This is a genomic window from Pseudomonas sp. TMW 2.1634 (genome assembly GCF_001703595.1).
In the GTDB taxonomy this organism is placed as follows: Bacteria; Pseudomonadota; Gammaproteobacteria; order Pseudomonadales; family Pseudomonadaceae; genus Aquipseudomonas; species Aquipseudomonas fragi.
On record NZ_CP016849.1, the window covers coordinates 1,983,024 to 1,997,702 of the forward strand.

Here is a 14,679-nt window from a genome sequence, read left to right on the forward strand (position 1 = left end):
CGCTTGCCCAGAGATTCATGATGCGCCGCCTGCTCAGTTGTTTGCTCCTGTGTCTTTGCCCTTTGATGCTGTTTGCCGCCGAAGCGGCGCGGCCCAAGGTCGGCCTGGTGTTGTCCGGCGGCGCGGCGCGTGGCCTGGCCCACGTCGGCGTGCTCAAGGCCCTGGAGGAGCAAGGCATTCATATCGATGCCATCGCCGGCACCAGTATGGGCGCGGTGATCGGCGGCCTGTATGCCTCCGGCTACAAGATCGACGAGCTGGAAAAGCTCGCCCTGGGCATCGACTGGAAAGAAGCCCTGTCCGATGCCCCGGAGCGCGAAGACGTACCCTTTCGGCGCAAGCAGGATGACCGCGACTTTTTGGTCAAGCAAAAGCTCAGTTTCCGCGACGATGGCAGCCTGGGCCTGCCATTGGGCGTGATTCAGGGCCAGAATCTGGCCTTGCTGCTCGAAAGCCTGCTGGCCCACAGCAGCGACGTGCGTGACTTCGACAAACTGCCGATCCCGTTCCGCGCCGTGGCCACCGATATCGTCAACGGCGAAAAAGTGGTGTTCCGCAAGGGTCATTTGCCCCAGGTGATCCGCGCCAGCATGTCGATCCCGGCGGTATTCGCCCCGGTGGAAATCAACGGCCAGCTCCTGGTGGATGGTGGCATGGTCGACAATATCCCGGTGGATGTGGCCCGAGAAATGGGCGTCGACATGGTCATTGTCGTGGACATCGGTACCCCGCTGCGCGGGCGCAAACAACTCAATACCGTGTTCGACATCCTCAACCAGTCCATCACCCTGATGACCCGCAGCAACTCCGAAGTGCAGCTGGCATCCCTGAAGCCCGATGACATCCTGATCCAGCCCGCCCTGGCCAGTTATGGCGCGACCGATTTTGGCCGCTCACTCGACATCATCAATGCCGGCTACCGGGCCACCCAAGTGCTGGAAAAACGCCTGGCCGCCCTGCGCCAGCCCACGGATGTGCAGTTGGCCGAAGCCCGCACCGCCGAAGAGCGCACCCCGGTGATTACCGCGATCAAGATCGAAAACGACTCGAAAATCGGCGATTCAGTGATCCGCTACTACATTCGCCAACCCGTCGGCGAGCCCCTGGACCTGGGCCGCCTGCAACGGGACATGGGCACCCTGTACGGCCTGGACTACTTCGACCAGGTGCAATACCGCGTGGTACACAAAGGCCAGGAGCGCACGCTGGTGATCAGCGCCCGGGGCAAGCGCAGCGGCACCGACTACCTGCGCCTGGGGCTCAACCTGTCGGATGACATGCGCGGCGACAGCGCATTCAACATCGGCGCCAGTTATCGCATCAACGGCATCAACCAGCTGGGCGCCGAGTGGTTGACGCGGGTGCAACTGGGCGACAAGCAAGAGCTGTACAGCGAGTTTTACCAACCACTGGATGCCGGCTCGCGCTACTTCGTCGCCCCTTATATCAATGCCCGCTCACAAAACGTGGAAGCCATACTCGATAACGACCCGATTGCCGAATACCGCCTGGAACGTTACGGTTTTGGCCTCAATTTTGGTCGTCAAATCGGTAACAGTGGTGAGATTCGCGTAGGCGTTGGCGAAGCCTGGGGTGAGGCCAATGTAAGAATTGGCGATCAGAACCTGCCAAGTACCAGCTTCAACGAAGGCTTCTACGACATCAAATACTCGTTCGACTCGCTGGACAATGTGTACTTCCCCCACTCGGGCGAGGACATCGCCCTGAGCGTGCGTCAGTTCGAACCGGGGCTGGGCTCGGACGAGCGCTATCGTCAATGGGAATTCAAACTGGACAAGGCCCTGAGTTCGGGCCCCGACACCTGGATCCTGGGCGGGCGCTACGGGCGCACGCTGGACACGGCCAATGTGGTGACATCGAGCTTCCTGCTGGGCGGCGCACGACAGTTGTCGGGGTTCCGGGAAGACGCGATTTCGGGGCAGAACATCAGCCTGATGCGCGCCGTTTACTACCGGCGCCTGACCCCGCGCTCGTACCTGCCGTTTGACTTCCCGCTATATGCCGGCGCTTCGCTGGAACGCGGGCGGGCATGGAACAACGACAACGAGTTCGACAGCGGCTATATCAATGCGGCGAGCATTTTTATCGGCTTCGACACCCCGCTGGGCCCGCTGAACTTCAGCTATGGCTTCAACGATGATGACCAGAAAGCGCTGTACCTGAACCTGGGGCAGACGTTCTGATGGCTGCAAACCAAATGACTGTGGGAGCGGGCTTGCTCGCGATGGCATCACTGCGATCTTGGCAAAGACCGCGCTGTCAGCATCGCGAGCAAGCCCGCTCCCACAAAGGTCAGGCTCAGTTCTTTTCGAGGTTATCCAGAATGCGCTTGTGAACGCGCAGGCAAATGCGCGCTTCTTCTTCGTCGATGCCCACGAACAGCTCCTGGCGCAACGCGGTAGCAATGGCTTCGATCTGTTCAATCAGGGGGCGGGCGGAATCACTCAGCACGATCTTTTTGGCGCGCCGATCTTCGACCACCGAATGACGCTGCACCAGGCCTTGGGCCTCAAGGCTGTCGAGCAGGCGGGCCAGGGTCGGCCCTTCAACACCAACGCTTTGCGCCAGCTCACGCTGCGTAGGCGCCTCGTCAAAACGGGCCAGATGCAACAGCACCAGCCAGCGAGCCTGGGACAACCCCAGGCCGGCAAGACGACGATCCAGCTCGGCACGCCACCCGCGAGACATTTGGGCCAGTTGCATACCAAAACGGTGTTGATCGGTTAACGGCATAAAAAACTCAATGATTAGACTGAAAATAGAGGGAAACTAATTATTAGTCAGCTAAGCATGCCGCTTGCTCATAGGCAAGACCTATAAGTCAATCATTCGTTACCGAATTAGATTTCAAACTCCGATTGCAGCGCCGCACGCACGCAATACAGCACACCTTCAGGTACGCGGCCCTTGAACTGTTCAGCGATGCTGGCCACGCTCGGCAGCTCGCCTTCACCATCGAGGAAGGCATCCTGTACTTCTTCCATCAGTTCTTCGGGCAAGTCCAGCGCTTGTTCCAGTGACAGCTCCTGGCGACCGATGGCTTCGGCCAGCATGGTGTAGACGTTCTTTTCCGAGCACTGCAATTGCCCGCTGATCTGCAACGGGGTCATGCCGGCGCGGGCCAGGCTGATCAGCTCGTGACGGATATCGGCCACCACTTTCGGGGTTTCGGCCTGCCCGCCCAGCACTTCGAGGAACGCCTCGCCGTAACGCTCCAGCTTGCGAGCGCCCACACCGCTAACCCGGGCCATCTCGGCCATCGAGGTCGGTTGGCTGCGCAGCATTTCGAGCAAGGTGGAGTCGGGGAAGATGACGTAAGGCGGCACGCCATGCTCTTCGGCCAGTTTGCGCCGCAGGGCCCGCAGGGCTTCCCACTGCTCGCGCTCCTCGCCACGCACCAGCTGGCTGGCCGGGCTGGCGGAGCTGCTCTTGACCGAAGTTTGCGGCTTGAGTTCGCGGCGCAGTTCCAGGGTCACTTCGCCGCGCAGCAACGGCCGGCAACTGTCGCTCAGGCGCAGGCCGCCGTAGCCTTCGATATCGATGTCAGCCAGGCCACGCGCCACCAATTGGCGGAACAGGGTGCGCCACTCGCCTTCGGCGCGGGCTTTGCCCACACCAAAAACGGACAGATGCTGATGGCCAAAGCTGCGGACCTTTTCGTTTTCGCGGCCCAGCAATACGTCGATCAAGTGCCCGGTGCCGTAACGCTGGCCGGTACGATAAATTGCCGACAGCGCCTGGCGCGCAGGCTCCGTGGCGTCCCAGGTTTGCACGCCGTCCACGCAGTTGTCGCAATGCCCACAAGGTTGCGGCATCTCTTCATCGAAGTAGGCGAGCAAGGTCTGACGGCGGCAGCGGGTTTCTTCACATAACGACAACATCGCGTCGAGCTTGTGGTGCTCCAGACGTTTGTGGCGTTCGTCGCCTTCGGAGTTCTGCAGCATTTGCTTGAGCATCACCACGTCTTGCAGGCCGTAGGCCATCCAGGCATCCGCCGGCAGGCCATCACGGCCTGCGCGGCCGGTTTCCTGGTAATACGCCTCAAGGGACTTGGGCAAGTCCAGATGCGCAACGAAGCGCACGTTGGACTTGTCGATGCCCATGCCGAACGCGATGGTGGCCACCATGATCAGGCCTTCCTCGTTGAGGAAGCGCTTCTGGTTGGCAGCCCGGGTGTCGCTGGGCAGGCCGGCGTGATACGGCAAGGCCGGGAAGCCCTGGTCGCACAGGAACTGCGCCACTTCATCGACTTTTTTACGCGACAGGCAATACACGATGCCTGCGTCGCTGCGTCGCTCCGACAAGAACGCCAACAGCTGCTTGCGCGGCTGCTCCTTGGGTACGATGCGGTAAAAAATGTTGGGCCGGTCGAAGCTCGACAAAAAGCGCTCGGCATTCTGCAAATGCAGGCGAGTGACGATTTCTTCGCGGGTGCGCTTGTCGGCCGTGGCCGTCAGGGCAATCCGCGGCACATTGGGAAACACTTCGGCCAACTGGCCCAGTTGCAGGTATTCCGGGCGGAAGTCATGGCCCCACTGCGAGACGCAGTGAGCTTCGTCGATGGCAAACAGGGCGATGTCCAGGCTCTGCAAAAACGCCATCATGCGCGGTTGCACCAGACGCTCCGGCGCCAGGTAGAGCATTTTGACTTCACCGCGCTTGATGCGGTTGGCCAGATCGCGCTGCTGCTCGGCACTGAGGGTCGAGTTCAACGCCGCGGCAGCAACCCCGAGCTCCTCGAGGGTCGCAACTTGGTCGTCCATCAGGGCGATCAGTGGCGATACCACCACCGCCAGGCCATCGCGCAGCAATGCCGGCACCTGGAAGCACAGGGACTTGCCGCCGCCAGTGGGCATCAGCACCAGGGCGTCGCCACCACTGGCCACGCGCTCAATAATGTCACCCTGTCGGCCACGGAAACTGTCGTAGCCGAAGATGTCCTTGAGTACGCGTTGAGCCTGTTCGAGCATAGAAACTCCAGAAATCGCCGAAACACCCCTGCGCCAGCACGATCCGCCGCGGCCACAAGCCCTTTGAAAAGCTCGGGCACAGGCCAACGGTGCGCTACATTTACCGCAGGGCATCACAAAACGCGGCAGTATACCCGAGGGTTCCACTGCTGCGGGCTGTGTAATTGCAACACCGATAACCGGGAACTGCTGGCAAATGTGCCCTGCGACTGGCTTGGAAGCTCAAGAAAGCCTAGAATTCACTATCGTTTATTTACTAGGTAACACTTAATGTCCTTCGCTGAGCAACTAACCCGCCTGCAAGCCTTCCTCGACGCCGACGAGCTGCATGACGAGGCGCTGGACTACGTGGCCACCCACGGCTATCTGACTGCCCTGTCCATCTGCTCAGAGGAAGTCCCTGAGCGCGAATGGATCGACGCGATCTTCTCCGAAGCCCCGCATTACAAGGACGACGCCCAGCGCGCCGAAATCGAAGGCACGCTGATCCAGCTCAAGGCCCATATCGCCCGCCAGCTGGCATCGGACGAAGAGTTCGAACTGCCCTGTGATCTGGACCTGGGTGACGAGCCGGACGATTCCGACCTGCGCGGCTGGTGTGTCGGCTTTATGGAAGGCGTATTCATGCGCGAAGCCGCCTGGTTCGAAACCGCAGAAGAAGAAGTCAGCGAAATGCTCCTGCCCATCATGGTGGGTTCGGGCCTGTTCGACGACCAGCCTGAATTCGAAGATATCGCCAAGGATCACAACCTGATGGACGACATGATCGTTCAGATCCCGGAAGCGTTGACCGCCCTGTACCTGCTGTGCCAGGCACCGGACGAGAAGCCGGCAATCCTCAAGCCGCGTCACCACTGATCCTTTAGTGGTTCAGCCCTCTCTCGGCAACCGCCCGCGGTTGCTGCGCTACGTTCTGTTTGCCATCGGCTGGCTGAGCGTAGCGCTGGGGGTGATCGGGATTTTCCTGCCTGTCCTGCCTACAACCCCCTTTCTGCTATTGGCTGCCGCCTGCTTTGCGCGCAGTTCGCCGCGCTTTTATCACTGGCTGGTCGAGCACCCGCGGCTCGGGCCGTGGATTCGGGATTATCTCGACGGTAATGGCATCCCGCTCAAGGGCAAGGTCTACGCCATTGGCCTGATGTGGCTGAGCATTGGCGTGTCCTGCTACCTGGTGCCCCTGCCGTGGGCCAGGGGCTTTATGCTGACCAGCGCGGTGCTGGTGAGCATTTACATCCTGCGGCAAAAAACCCTCGAAAAACCCTAGAACCCTTGTGGGAGCGGGCTCGCTCGCGATCGCATCAACTCGGTATTCCTGCCATACCCCGCCGCCCGCATCGCGAGCAAGCCCGCTCCCACAGGTTACGACTTGTCCCCGTGATTTTTCAGATAGGTCTCGGCGCCCATCGCCTCGATCTGCCCTTCGATCAACGCCTCAAACGGACGCAGCAGCGGCGTAAACAAGGTAGCCGGCTCCAGAATTTCCAGCGCCTGCACAATAGCTTCCAAAGTAGACAGGGCCCCCGGCCCCGGCGCCTTGCGCAACCGGTAACGTGACACCGCCCCCTCGGGCAACGTCACCCTCGGCAGTTGCGCCAGCAGCGGATTAAGGTGCAGCAACTTGCGCGCCTTGCGCCAGGTGCCGTCAGGCACCACCAACAGCATCGGCAGCTGTTGATCGCCATCAGTGTCAGCCTCGATCAATTGCGCATCGTCACCCGGGAACAGCAACCGCGCCCGATACCCCGGGGGGTTGAGCAAGGTCGCCAAATCTTCGAACACCTCGCCCACCACCAATTGCGCATTGGTCAGCCCCAGAGCTGCCAGCCGTGCAGTATTGAGCGCATGGCTGACCTCGCTGGGGTGCTGTAGCAGCAACACCCGGGTGCGGCTATCAACTTGCGGGATCAGCTCGCACAAGCAGTGGGATTGTGGGCGCATGCAACGTGGGCATTGGGCTCTGGACATAGGGTAAACAGGCTCGTTCAAGGTTTATGAAGCTGTGCTTTGAGCAGATCGCGAAAAGTCTGGATCAAGGGTTCGCGGCTGCGGCCACGGCGCACGATCATCGAGAACGGCGCCTGGTAGCCAAATGTTGCCGGCAGCAACACGCGCAGGTCGCCCTTCTCCACCCAGGGTTCGGCGTAATGCTCGGGCAAGTAGCCGATATAGGCGCCGGACAGCACCAGGATCAGCTGCGCCTCCATGCTGTCCACCGTTGCCGCGCTGTGCTTGAAGCCGTGGCGCGCCAGCTCGGCCTGGCTCCAGTAGCCGCGCCCGACCATCCGCTGCTGGGTAATCACCGGCCCGGGGATACGCCGCTCGCTGAACAGAGGGTGGCGCGTGCTGCAGTACAGCCAGTGCTGCTCACGGTACAACGGCTGGTAGACCAGCCCGCTCATGCGCGTGGAAAACGCCCCGATGGCCAGGTCCAGGCGGTTGTCCTGCACCCCGAGTTGCAATTCGTAGGGGCTCATCACCGATAAATGCAGGTGCACCGCCGGGTGTTCCTGGCTGTAGGCGCCAATGGCCTCGGCGAAGGGCAAGGCCTTGTCATTGACCGTGGAGTCGATCACGCCCAGGTTCAGGGTGCCGCGCAGTTCGCCCTTGAGCGCTGCCGCGTATTGCTCGAAACCTTCCAGTTCGCCCAGCAGGCGCAGGGTTTCCTGGTGGAACAGCTCGCCCTTGCTGTTCAGGCTGAACCCGCCGCGACCGCGATGGCACAGCACCAGTCCCAGATTGGCTTCGAGCTGGCTCATGTAGGTGCTGATGGCCGAGGTCGAGAGGTTGAGCGCCTGCTGGGCATTGGCGAACCCCTGATGCCTGACCACGCTGGCAAAGATTCGCAATAGTTTCAGATCGGGTAAAGCGTTGGCCATCAATAACTCACTTTCCACCGTGGGAGCGGGCTTGCTCGCGCTACAGGCGCCCGGGTTTCGGCCTGCTGCGCGGTGATGCATTCGCGAGCAAGCCCGCTTCCACAGGCAATGATGAAGGATCAAAGTCTACCGCCATTAGTTTAGAAAAACCTGAACTAAGTATTTGCCCGCAGCGATTCTTCCCGCCTCACACCTTTCGCAGAATCGAGCGCCATAACTCCTACAAAACGACGAGGCCTTACCCGTGGACAAAATTCTTCATCAACCACTGGGCGGTAATGAAATGCCGCGCTTCGCCGGCATCGCCACCATGATGCGCCTGCCGCACCTGCAATCGGCCGCTGGCCTGGACGCCGCATTTGTCGGCGTGCCCCTGGACATCGGCACTTCGCTGCGCGCCGGCACCCGCTTCGGCCCCCGCGAGATCCGCGCCGAATCGGTGATGATCCGCCCCTACAACATGGCCACCGGCGCCGCGCCGTTTGATTCATTGTCAGTGGCCGATATCGGCGATGTGGCGATCAACACCTTCAACCTGCTCGACGCGGTACGCATCATCGAGGAGGCCTACGACGAAATCCTCGAACACAACGTCATCCCCATGACCCTGGGCGGCGACCACACCATCACCCTGCCGATCCTGCGCGCCATCCACAAAAAGCACGGCAAGGTCGGCCTGGTGCATATCGATGCCCACGCCGATGTAAACGACCACATGTTTGGCGAAAAAATCGCCCACGGCACCACCTTCCGCCGCGCCGTGGAAGAAGGCCTGCTGGACTGCGACCGCGTGGTGCAAATCGGCCTGCGCGCCCAGGGCTATACCGCCGAAGACTTCAACTGGAGCCGCAAGCAGGGCTTTCGCGTGGTGCAGGCTGAAGAGTGCTGGCACAAATCCCTGGCCCCACTGATGGCCGAAGTGCGCGAAAAAGTCGGCAACGGCCCGGTGTACCTGAGCTTTGATATCGACGGTATCGACCCGGCCTGGGCACCCGGCACCGGCACCCCGGAAATCGGCGGCCTGACCACCATCCAGGCGATGGAAGTGATCCGCGGTTGCCAGGGCCTCGACCTGGTCGGCTGCGATCTGGTAGAAGTCTCGCCGCCCTACGACACCACCGGCAACACCTCGCTGCTGGGCGCCAACCTGCTCTACGAAATGCTCTGTGTATTACCCGGTGTTGTACACCGATAAGGACATCTTTGCGGTGCCAGCAAGCCCTGCGCTTATGGCACCCAGCCACCGTGCTTTAGCCGCATCCATAAAAAAAATAATCGGAGATTCGCCATCATGGCTCTAGATCTACTGGTCGTCCTTATCTACGCAGCGGCAATGCTGGTGCTCGGCTACTACGGCATGCGCAAGGCCAAAACCCACGAAGACTATCTGGTTGCCGGGCGCAACCTGGGCCCTACGCTGTATATGGGCACGATGGCCGCAACGGTACTGGGCGGCGCGTCCACCGTCGGCACCGTGCGCCTGGGTTATGTACACGGGATTTCCGGCTTCTGGCTGTGCGCCGCCCTGGGCTGCGGGATCATTGCGCTAAACCTGTTCCTGGCCAAGCCGCTGCTCAAGCTGAAAATTTTCACCGTCACCCAGGTGCTGGAAAAGCGCTACAACCCGATGGCCCGTCAGGCCAGCGCGGTGATCATGCTGGCCTACGCACTGATGATCGGCGTGACCTCGATCCTGGCCATCGGCACCGTACTGGAAGTGCTGTTCGGCCTGCCCTTCTGGATCTCGGTATTGCTCGGCGGTGGCGTGGTGGTGGTGTACTCCACCGTGGGCGGCATGTGGTCGCTGACCCTGACCGACATCGTGCAATTCGTAATCAAGACGGTCGGCCTGATGTTCGTCCTGTTGCCCATCTGCCTGTACCGCGTTGGTGGTTGGGACGAACTGGTGAGCAAGTTGCCCGCGTCGAACTTCAGCTTCACCAGCATCGGCTGGGACACGATCATCACCTACTTCATGATCTACTTCTTTGGCATCCTGATCGGCCAGGACATCTGGCAACGGGTGTTCACCGCAAAAACCGCGAAAGTGGCCAAATATGCCGGCACCTTCGCCGGGTTTTACTGCATTCTCTACGGCCTGACCTGCGCCCTGATCGGCATGGCCGCCCATGTGCTGATCCCGGACCTGGACAACGTCAACAATGCCTTCGCCGCCATCGTCAAGGTGTCGCTGCCTGACGGTATTCGCGGGCTGGTGATTGCCGCAGCGCTGGCAGCCATGATGTCCACCGCCAGTGCCGGCTTGCTCGCGGCCTCCACGGTACTGACCGAAGACCTGTTGCCAAGGCTGCGCGGCGGCAAGCAGTCGAGTCTGCGGATCAACCGCCTGTTCACCCTGCTCACGGGCATTGCCGTGCTGGGCATTGCCCTGGTGGTGTCTGATGTAATCAGCGCCCTGACCCTCGCTTACAACCTGCTGGTGGGCGGCATGCTGGTGCCATTGATCGGGGCGATTTTCTGGAAGCGCGCCACCACGGCGGGCGCCATTACCAGCATGAGCCTGGGGTTTGTCACTGCACTGGCGTTCATGATCAAGGATGGCCTGGATGCCAACACGCCGATCTACTACAGCCTGGCTGTGGCGCTGGTCAGTTTTGTGCTGGTCAGCCTGCTGGATCGACGCCCTGCGGTGGTAGCCAGCGTGGCGTGATCAGGGTTTTCTTCAGCGGGTACAACGTTGCAGGTTGTACCCGCTCCCCCTACCCCTTTCATACAACCCGCAACGCCAATACCCAGCCCACTCAGCGACGTGTCGCTCCCGGCCCATTAATCAGCCCGACTACGCTTGAAAAGCGGCCACAGAGGATGTTGCCGCATCACTTCATGCAACCCTGACTGATTAAATGGACTTGATACCATGACCCACTTCCACACGTATCTGGCCACTGCCGCAGTGGCCATTACCCTGGCCGGCGCCGGCACCACCGCTAAAGCCGATGTCACCACACTGACCTTCGAAATCGTCAACAACACCTCGGGGCCACTCACGCTCAAGCGTTCCGGCTGGGACTTGTCCTTGGCCGCTCCCGGCTTCTTTGATGTCGCCCCCTATAGCGAGCATGCCTATGAGGCAAACTACAAAACCAACTTTGCTTACCCGCGCAAAACCCCGGCAACCCTGCGCGAAGTCATTGCTTATAGCAATGGCAATCGGGAATGCACCTTTTCCACGGCGTTGAAGGTTACCCAGTCATTTGGCACATTCACACCAACACTCCACTCAACCCGGGCAGCCAGTGCTAACTCTACCGGTGTCGAGGATGTGAAGTGCGAAGCCCAGGTTACGGAAAAAACAGACGAAGCACCGCTAAATTACAGCGTGCGCTTCAGCATGGGCTGATAAGCCCAATTAGGAGAGGGGGCAGTGGCCACTGCCCTTTTCTGTGTTGCAGGCCGCAGGCCCTTGCACCTGGCAAGGGACGCTACAGGCCAGGCCAGCGGCCTTGAACAAGTGCCCTTAGCGGCGACGTTGCGGGCGGCGGCGCGGATCCTCGACAGGGATTGGCACAGGTTGCATTGGCGGCTCGATCAGACCAAGCGCTACGCCCAGGTCATGGAGCCAAGTTTGCAGTTTGTCTTTCATATATCCCCCTTGGGGTCACTCTGGCGACGGGAATTCAGTGGTCGCTTCGTACAGATAATAGTCCTAACTCCTACAAGATGCTTGCTTAAGGTCAATGAACTTTAGGCTAAGCCAGTCATACATCGGATTCAGGCCATTGGGGAAAGTTGCAGCGATAAATCGGTATTTTGCAGCGAACGAGCCTGCTGCAGCTCTATCCAGGCATTCAGGTTGGCGCCCGTCATGCCTTTTCGCCACATCAACCAGGTCGTCGTACTGGCAAAAGGTTGTTTCAAGGGGTGTATGCGCACATTTTCACGCCCCGGCAAGCTGGCCAGCATCGAGGCCGGCATCAATGCCACCCCCGACCCTGCTGCCACGCACGCCAACATACCTTGATAGGATTCGATCTCCATCACCCGCCCCATTGCCGCCCGATCACTGACGTACCAGGCTTCAAGCCGGGCTCGGTAAGAACAGCCCTGGCGGAAGGTAAACACTTCACGCCCCTGCACCTCCTGGGCGCGGGTAATCGGCGGATGATCCAGATCACTGATCAACACCAGGCGTTCCTCACAAAACTCCACCCCGTCCAGCCCTGCCAGCTCCAGCGGGCCGTCCACCAGCGCTGCGTCCAGGCGCCCGGTCAGCAGCCCCTCAAGCAACTCACCGCTGGGCGCCGATTGCACATGCAGATTTACTGCCGGATAAGTACGGTGATAGCGGGCCAACAGGCTCGGCAAATGGATCGCCGCTGTGCTGTACATGGTGCCCAGGGTGAACTTGCCCGCAGGCACCCCACCTTGCACGGCGCCCAGCGCCTCATCGTGCAGGGCAAACAGGCGCGCACTGTAGTCCAGCAGCACCTGCCCTGCCGGGGACAACTGCAAGCGCTGACGTTCACGCATAAACAGTTCGACACCCAACTGCTCTTCCAGCTGCTTGAGCCGGGTCGACAGATTGGAGGGTACCCGGTGCAAACGCTCAGCTGCCCGGGTAATAGACCCCTCTTCGGCCACAGCCTGGAAAATACGTAACTGGCTGAACTCCACGAGCTTCTCCAAAACAGAACAAGTAGCTCACTATTATTCATTTTTAAAGAAAGTCAATTCACTCTAGCCTGACGGTCATTGTTCTCCCCCAGGAATCTGCAACATGTCGCCCCTGATCCGCATACTCGCCAGCTTTATCGCGCTCATGATGGCAATGGGCATAGGTCGTTTCTCCCTGACCCCGCAACTGCCGCACTTGATCAGCGAAGGCCAGATCGACCTGACGGGCGCCGGGCTGATCGCCGCCGCCAACTATCTGGGCTATCTGCTCGGTGCGCTGGACGCCATGCGCGCCAGACGCCCCGACCAGGTGCGCAGCCGCCTGCACACAGGTCTGTGGCTGTGCGTTGTACTGACCCTGATTTCATACTGGGCCTACGGGTTCTGGCCCCATCTGCTCCTGCGCTTTGGTGCCGGCATCGCCAGTGCGTGGGTGATGGTGATGATTACCGCACTCAGTCAGCACATAGCCATTAGCGCCAATCGTCCACGGCTGGGCGCCCTGGTATTTGCCGGCCCGGGCGCGGGGGTGATGCTGACCGGGCTGCTGGCCCTGGCAGCCAATGCCACCGGGCAGGGTTCAGCCACACTGTGGATGATCTATGCCGTGGCGGCACTGCTGATGCTGCTGGTGATTCTGCCTGCCCTGCCGCAACCTGCCCCACCGGCCACCGGCCCTGCAGGAAACCAGGCGGACGGCCGCCAACCGGGTATTGCCCGCCTGGGAGCGATTTATGGATTGTATGGCCTGGGCTACATCATCCCGGCGACGTTCTTGTCCCAGATGGCCAGCGCCCGTTTCCACGGCCAGTGGCAAGCGGACCTGTTCTGGCCTGCATTCGGGCTGTGCGCGGCGACGGGTGTGGTGTTGATCAGTTTTCGCCGCCCCCGGCCAGCCACCACGCGCTTCTGGCTGATGGGCGGGCTGTGGATTCAAGCCCTTGGCGTGCTGGCGTGCCTGCTGCCCAGCGGTGCCGGCCTGGCTCTGGGAGTGATCCTGTGCGGCACGCCTTTTCTGGCCTGCATGCCGCTGGTGATGCAGCGCTCACGGGACCTGGCGCCCCACGCCACAGCGCGCAATGCGGCCTTGCTCACCGCCTGCTTTGCCGTGGGCCAGCTATGCGGCCCTTTGCTGGCGGCATTGAGCAGCCATTTCAGCGGCGGCTTGCAACCGGCGTTGATCATCGCGGCCAGCGGGCTGCTGCTGGCCGGGGTGCTGGCGTGGCAGTCGGTCAGTTCCCCAGCAGAGCGCGAACTTTGCGACGCACCCACTGCTCGGCACTGACAAAGGTAATGCCGCACAGCACCAGCACGGCGCCCACCACAAAGTTGACACTCAGGGGTTCATGCAACACCAGTACGCCAAAGGTCACTCCGAACAACGGCGTCATAAATGAAAACACCGCCAGGTTGGAGGCCATATAACGCTTGAGCAGCCAGAACCACACCAGATAACTGAAGAACGACACCACCAGCCCCTGAAACAGCACACTGGCCACCGCCACGGTGGTCAGGCTGACGTGGCCAATCTGGCCGCTGAAAGCGGCAATCAACAGCAGGCCGCCAAAACCGACAATCAATTGATAGAACAGGGTCAGGGTCACCGGCGCATCCGACAACCGCGAGGCGCGCACTACCACCGTGGTCGCCCCCCAGGCCATGCCGGCCAGAATGGCGTAGGCATCACCCAGCAGCACATTGCGATCCATGTCGGCAAACGACATGCCGCCCGCGAACGAGAAAGCGATCCCGACAAACGCAAGCAATATCCCCAGCCATTGCAAGGGCCGCAGGCGCTCGCTGGGCAACAGCCAATTAATCCCGAGGGCGGTGAAAATCGGCGCGGTATAGAGAAAGACAGACATATGCGCTGCACTGGTCAGCCGCAGGCCTTCGGAAATAAAGAAGAACTCCAGCCCGAACAGGCTGCCTGCCAGCAAACCGCCGCGCCAGGTGGCGGGTACCTGGCCCCAACCACCCTTCCAGCAGATCAGCAGCCCCACCAGCAGCGCCGAAATACCGGAACGCAGGGCGGCCTGCATCACGGGCGCGATATCAGGTGCGGCAAGTTTGATGATGACCTGTTGCACCCCCCAGATCAGGCACAACCCCAGCATCACTTGCAGTGCGAAAGCATCCGTTGCTCGCCGCGAAACACTCATAATTCACCCGAAAAA

Annotated in this window: 14 protein-coding genes; 7 read left to right on the top strand and 7 right to left on the bottom strand. The window is 60.8% G+C overall.

Annotation, left to right across the window (positions count from 1 at the left end; genetic code table 11):
- Positions 1 to 20: 20 nt before the first annotated feature.
- On the top strand, positions 21 to 2,204 hold the full coding sequence (locus tag BFC21_RS09505; protein ID WP_088377753.1) for a patatin-like phospholipase family protein: 2,184 nt from the start codon (positions 21 to 23) through the stop codon (positions 2,202 to 2,204).
- Positions 2,205 to 2,319: 115 nt separating this feature from the next.
- Here the strand turns inward: BFC21_RS09505 and BFC21_RS09510 are convergent, their stop codons facing one another.
- Positions 2,320 to 2,754 carry a MarR family transcriptional regulator gene (locus tag BFC21_RS09510; RefSeq protein WP_016781618.1) on the bottom strand — a complete coding sequence of 145 codons (435 nt, stop codon included), beginning with the start codon at positions 2,752 to 2,754 and terminating at the stop codon, positions 2,320 to 2,322.
- Between the two features lie 107 nt (positions 2,755 to 2,861).
- Positions 2,862 to 4,991: a DNA helicase RecQ gene (recQ, locus tag BFC21_RS09515; RefSeq protein WP_016781619.1), complete on the bottom strand. Its 2,130-nt coding sequence runs from the start codon at positions 4,989 to 4,991 to the stop codon at positions 2,862 to 2,864.
- Between the two features lie 270 nt (positions 4,992 to 5,261).
- Here recQ and BFC21_RS09520 point away from each other — a divergent pair, with 270 nt between their 5' ends.
- Complete coding sequence (locus BFC21_RS09520) at positions 5,262 to 5,849, top strand: YecA family protein (RefSeq protein WP_016781620.1); 588 nt, start codon at positions 5,262 to 5,264, stop codon at positions 5,847 to 5,849.
- 7 nt (positions 5,850 to 5,856) lie between these two features.
- A complete protein-coding gene (locus BFC21_RS09525; protein ID WP_177342582.1) occupies positions 5,857 to 6,255 on the top strand; it encodes a YbaN family protein in 399 nt (132 codons plus the stop codon).
- A gap of 95 nt (positions 6,256 to 6,350) precedes the next feature.
- Here the strand turns inward: BFC21_RS09525 and BFC21_RS09535 are convergent, their stop codons facing one another.
- The gene (locus BFC21_RS09535; RefSeq protein ID WP_120266010.1) at positions 6,351 to 6,956 is read right to left on the bottom strand and encodes a tRNA-uridine aminocarboxypropyltransferase; all 606 of its coding nucleotides are present in this window, start codon (positions 6,954 to 6,956) and stop codon (positions 6,351 to 6,353) included.
- 17 nt (positions 6,957 to 6,973) lie between these two features.
- Positions 6,974 to 7,867: a LysR family transcriptional regulator gene (locus BFC21_RS09540; RefSeq protein ID WP_088377756.1), complete on the bottom strand. Its 894-nt coding sequence runs from the start codon at positions 7,865 to 7,867 to the stop codon at positions 6,974 to 6,976.
- Between the two features lie 244 nt (positions 7,868 to 8,111).
- On the opposite strand from BFC21_RS09540, the gene speB reads away from it, so the two are divergent.
- The 3 genes from speB to BFC21_RS09555 all read left to right on the top strand — a co-directional run bounded on the left by speB (position 8,112) and on the right by BFC21_RS09555 (position 11,228).
- The gene (gene speB / locus BFC21_RS09545) at positions 8,112 to 9,062 is read left to right on the top strand and encodes an agmatinase (RefSeq protein ID WP_029611503.1); all 951 of its coding nucleotides are present in this window, start codon (positions 8,112 to 8,114) and stop codon (positions 9,060 to 9,062) included.
- Positions 9,063 to 9,158: 96 nt separating this feature from the next.
- Complete coding sequence (locus BFC21_RS09550; protein ID WP_088377757.1) at positions 9,159 to 10,538, top strand: sodium:solute symporter; 1,380 nt, start codon at positions 9,159 to 9,161, stop codon at positions 10,536 to 10,538.
- Positions 10,539 to 10,745: 207 nt separating this feature from the next.
- Positions 10,746 to 11,228, top strand: a complete 483-nt coding sequence (locus BFC21_RS09555) for a hypothetical protein (protein WP_088377758.1) — start codon at positions 10,746 to 10,748, stop codon at positions 11,226 to 11,228.
- A gap of 117 nt (positions 11,229 to 11,345) precedes the next feature.
- Here BFC21_RS09555 and BFC21_RS27705 read toward each other — a convergent pair whose 3' ends face one another.
- Complete coding sequence (locus BFC21_RS27705) at positions 11,346 to 11,471, bottom strand: PA1414 family protein (RefSeq protein ID WP_254924894.1); 126 nt, start codon at positions 11,469 to 11,471, stop codon at positions 11,346 to 11,348.
- 128 nt (positions 11,472 to 11,599) lie between these two features.
- Positions 11,600 to 12,502, bottom strand: a complete 903-nt coding sequence (locus BFC21_RS09560; protein WP_120266011.1) for a LysR family transcriptional regulator — start codon at positions 12,500 to 12,502, stop codon at positions 11,600 to 11,602.
- 103 nt (positions 12,503 to 12,605) lie between these two features.
- Between BFC21_RS09560 and BFC21_RS09565 the strand changes: the two genes are divergently transcribed.
- Entirely contained in the window at positions 12,606 to 13,787 is a 1,182-nt protein-coding gene (locus BFC21_RS09565) for an MFS transporter (protein ID WP_088377760.1), read from the top strand.
- On the opposite strand, the gene BFC21_RS09570 is transcribed toward BFC21_RS09565, so the two are convergent.
- Positions 13,735 to 14,664, bottom strand: coding sequence for a DMT family transporter (locus tag BFC21_RS09570; protein ID WP_088377761.1), 930 nt, complete (start codon positions 14,662 to 14,664; stop codon positions 13,735 to 13,737). The two genes, BFC21_RS09565 and BFC21_RS09570, sit on opposite strands and share 53 nt — an antisense overlap.
- Positions 14,665 to 14,679: the final 15 nt, after the last annotated feature.

Coding starts and splice junctions, on each gene's coding strand:
- BFC21_RS09505 (WP_088377753.1), top strand. CDS start 21: ATGCGCCGCCTGCTCAGTTGTTTGCTCCTGTGTCTTTGCCCTTTGATG.
- BFC21_RS09510 (WP_016781618.1), bottom strand. CDS start 2,754: ATGCCGTTAACCGATCAACACCGTTTTGGTATGCAACTGGCCCAAATG.
- recQ (WP_016781619.1), bottom strand. CDS start 4,991: ATGCTCGAACAGGCTCAACGCGTACTCAAGGACATCTTCGGCTACGAC.
- BFC21_RS09520 (WP_016781620.1), top strand. CDS start 5,262: ATGTCCTTCGCTGAGCAACTAACCCGCCTGCAAGCCTTCCTCGACGCC.
- BFC21_RS09535 (WP_120266010.1), bottom strand. CDS start 6,956: ATGTCCAGAGCCCAATGCCCACGTTGCATGCGCCCACAATCCCACTGC.
- BFC21_RS09540 (WP_088377756.1), bottom strand. CDS start 7,867: ATGGCCAACGCTTTACCCGATCTGAAACTATTGCGAATCTTTGCCAGC.
- BFC21_RS09550 (WP_088377757.1), top strand. CDS start 9,159: ATGGCTCTAGATCTACTGGTCGTCCTTATCTACGCAGCGGCAATGCTG.
- BFC21_RS09555 (WP_088377758.1), top strand. CDS start 10,746: ATGACCCACTTCCACACGTATCTGGCCACTGCCGCAGTGGCCATTACC.
- BFC21_RS27705 (WP_254924894.1), bottom strand. CDS start 11,471: ATGAAAGACAAACTGCAAACTTGGCTCCATGACCTGGGCGTAGCGCTT.
- BFC21_RS09565 (WP_088377760.1), top strand. CDS start 12,606: ATGTCGCCCCTGATCCGCATACTCGCCAGCTTTATCGCGCTCATGATG.
- BFC21_RS09570 (WP_088377761.1), bottom strand. CDS start 14,664: ATGAGTGTTTCGCGGCGAGCAACGGATGCTTTCGCACTGCAAGTGATG.